The sequence below is a fragment of the Mesorhizobium sp. M4A.F.Ca.ET.020.02.1.1 genome, from assembly GCF_004022645.1.
In the GTDB taxonomy this organism is placed as follows: domain Bacteria; phylum Pseudomonadota; class Alphaproteobacteria; order Rhizobiales; family Rhizobiaceae; genus Mesorhizobium.
In genome coordinates, this window is sequence record NZ_RZOI01000784.1 from 1 (window position 1) to 2,680 (window position 2,680).

Sequence of the window (2,680 nt, forward strand, 5' to 3'; positions counted from 1 at the left end):
GTCCGGCGGATTGCCCCAGGGACCGGGGGGAGGGCCGTGGGGTCGTTCCGCCGAAGCGAGGATCTCGAGCTGCTCGGGCGTCAGCTTGGTGCGGAGCGCTGAGATCGCGTCCTTGAGCCTGGCTGCCGCGATGGCGTGCTGCGTCACGTCGTCGGCCAGCTTCTCCTGGAAGGCGAAGGGATCGCGGGCCTCAGGCTTGCCGGCGGGACCGTTGCCTGCCGCATCGGGGCCGCGCCCGCCGGTGCCGCCCGGACCATGGTCGGGCCGCGGTGGCGCCAGCACCGCCTGCAGGGCGCTGGTATAGTCGCGCCAAGCGTCGAGCTGCTCGGATCGCACACCGATCTTGGTCTCAAGCGCGGAAAGCCGGGCCGCGAGCATGAATTCCGGCGGCGGTCCCATCCGGCGTTCACCAAAGCGCTGCGGACCGTGGCCTTCCGGACCGAAGCCGTCCGGTCCGTGCCGCATCGGCCCATGTGGGCCGGGCCAGGGCATTGGCCCCCGGTCCGCGCCGTCCGGCTGCGCCAGCATCGGCGGCTGGTCACCGGGCGCATCCGGCTGCGCCGCCAGCACGGGATGAATGGCCGCGACCGAGAACAGGCCGAGCGCAAAAAGTCTGCTTCGCATGACGTAATCCTTTCCTGCATGCTTCGGATCGCTGGAGGATAGGAAGCGTCTTTTGCCGCTTTGCTTCGGCGCGTTGCTGAAGGTTTCCGCAAAAGGGAGATTTGTTTCCCAATGTTTCCGGGCGCCGGGTGGAAACATTGGGTTGCAATTTTCCATGCCGCTTGCCCGCCGCGCTCCTATAATCGCCGGCAAACAAGCAAACAGGGCAGGAAATGCAGGCGGGCAGGTAATGCAGGCACAACCCCACATCCTCGTCGTCGACGACGACCGCGAAATCAGGACGCTGCTCGGGCGCTATCTCGATGGGCAGGGCTTTCGCGTCTCGGTGGCGGCTGACCGGCGCGAATCCGAGCAGAAGCTCGGCTCGGGCCAGTTCGACCTGATCGTGCTCGACGTCATGCTGCCCGACGGCTCGGGCCTCGACATCTGCAGGGCGCTGCGCGATCGCAAGCCGCATATTCCGGTCATCCTACTGACGGCGCTGAAGGAGGATGTGGACCGCATCATCGGGCTGGAGCTCGGCGCCGACGACGATCTCGGCAAACCGTTCAACCCGCGCGAGCTTGCCGCCCGCATCCGTGCCGTGCTCAGGCGCTCAGCACCGGAAGAGGCTCCGCCGCGTGTGCGCGTCTACCAGTTCGCCGGCTACAGGCTGGAGCCGGACACGCGCAAGGTGATGGATGCCGAGGGCGCGCTGATCGACCTCACCGGCGCTGAGTTCGACCTGCTGCAGGTCTTCCTCGACCGCCCCGGACGGCTGTTGTCGCGCGATCAGTTACTCGATCTGACGCAAGGCCGCGAGCGTGACCCGCTCGACCGATCCGTCGACGTGCTGATGAGCCGACTGCGGCGCAAGTTCGGTGACGCGGGCGAGGGTCCGCTGTTCAAGACGGTGCGCAATGGCGGCTACCAGCTCACCGCGCGCGTCGAGACGGCCGAGGCCGAAGCATGACCTCGCTGCGCCGGCGCCTGATCATCCTGCTGGTCGCGTCGATCGTCGGCGTCGTGGGCCTTGCCACGTTCGTCGCGATCAAGGTGCTCGGCGGGCCGTCCCCCGAGCTCATCATGCGGCCGGTCGCCCGCCAGGTGCAGCTCATGGTGCAACTGGTTCCGGGCCATGTGGCCGGTCCGAGTGACGCGCCGATCAACATCAGCGACCGTCCCGCCGACGGTTTCGAGGACCTCAAGCACACGCGAGTGCTCAACGACATCCTGCATGACGACGGTCTCGACCTTTCGGCGACCGTCAGCCGCAACCCCGGCAGTCCCGGCATGGTCGCCTCGGTCGCGCTGCCCGGCAATCGCTGGATGATCGTCGACGTGCCGGACTTCAATCCACCGCGCGATGTCTGGTTCGTGCTGGCCGGCTGGATCACGCTGATCGCGCTCGGCGCCACGGCGGTCTCGGTCTATTTCACCGCCGTGCTGGTGCGGCCGCTGGAGATGCTGGAGACGGCGGTCAGCAAGATCGGATCGGACGGCGTGCTGGCGGCGGTGCCGGAGAAGGGGTCGGCGGAAGTCCGGGCGACGGCGCATGCGCTCAATCAGCTCTCCGCCAGGCTGAAGACGGCGATGGAGAGCCGCATGCGGCTGGTCGCCGCCGCCGGCCATGACCTGAGGACGCCGATGACGCGGATGCGGCTCAGGGCTGAATTCCTCGACGACGACCGCGAAAAATGGCTGCACGACCTCGATGAGCTCGACCGCATCGCCGACAGCGCGATCCGGCTGGTGCGCGAGGAGGTCAACCAGGATGCCGTCGAGCCGGTCGACCTGGCGAGGCTGCTGCGCGACATCCAGGCCGAGATGATCTCGCTCGGACATCCGGTCTCTGTCGGCCAGCTCGACAAAGTCTCGGTCAAGGCCGGCGCGCTTGGCCTCAGGCGGGCTCTGCGCAACCTGATCGTCAACGCCGCTACACATGGCAGGGGCTGCAGCGTTGCCCTGACGAGCGCCGGCGGCCAGGCCGTGCTGACCATCGACGATGATGGGCCGGGCATTCCGCCGGAACTGCTCAACAAGGCGTTCGAGCCGTTCTTCCGGGTCAATCCGGGGC

Annotated in this window: 3 protein-coding genes; 2 read left to right on the forward strand and 1 reads right to left on the reverse strand. The window is 67.7% G+C overall.

Going from position 1 to position 2,680, the window contains the following annotated elements; translation table 11 throughout:
• On the reverse strand, window positions 1-624 hold a 624-nt coding region (locus EN742_RS31040), incomplete at its 3' end, for a hypothetical protein (protein WP_128333670.1).
• Between the two features lie 229 nt (window positions 625-853).
• On the opposite strand from EN742_RS31040, the gene EN742_RS31045 reads away from it, so the two are divergent.
• Window positions 854-1,576 carry a response regulator transcription factor gene (locus EN742_RS31045; RefSeq protein ID WP_128333671.1) on the forward strand — a complete coding sequence of 241 codons (723 nt, stop codon included), beginning with the start codon at window positions 854-856 and terminating at the stop codon, window positions 1,574-1,576.
• The coding region (locus tag EN742_RS31050) for an ATP-binding protein (RefSeq protein WP_128333672.1) at window positions 1,573-2,680 on the forward strand (1,108 nt) is incomplete at its 3' end. The genes EN742_RS31045 and EN742_RS31050, both read left to right, overlap by 4 nt.

Bases quoted from the DNA above. Each gene is read 5' to 3' on its own strand.
- EN742_RS31045 (WP_128333671.1), top strand. From the start codon at position 854: ATGCAGGCACAACCCCACATCCTCGTCGTCGACGACGACCGCGAAATC.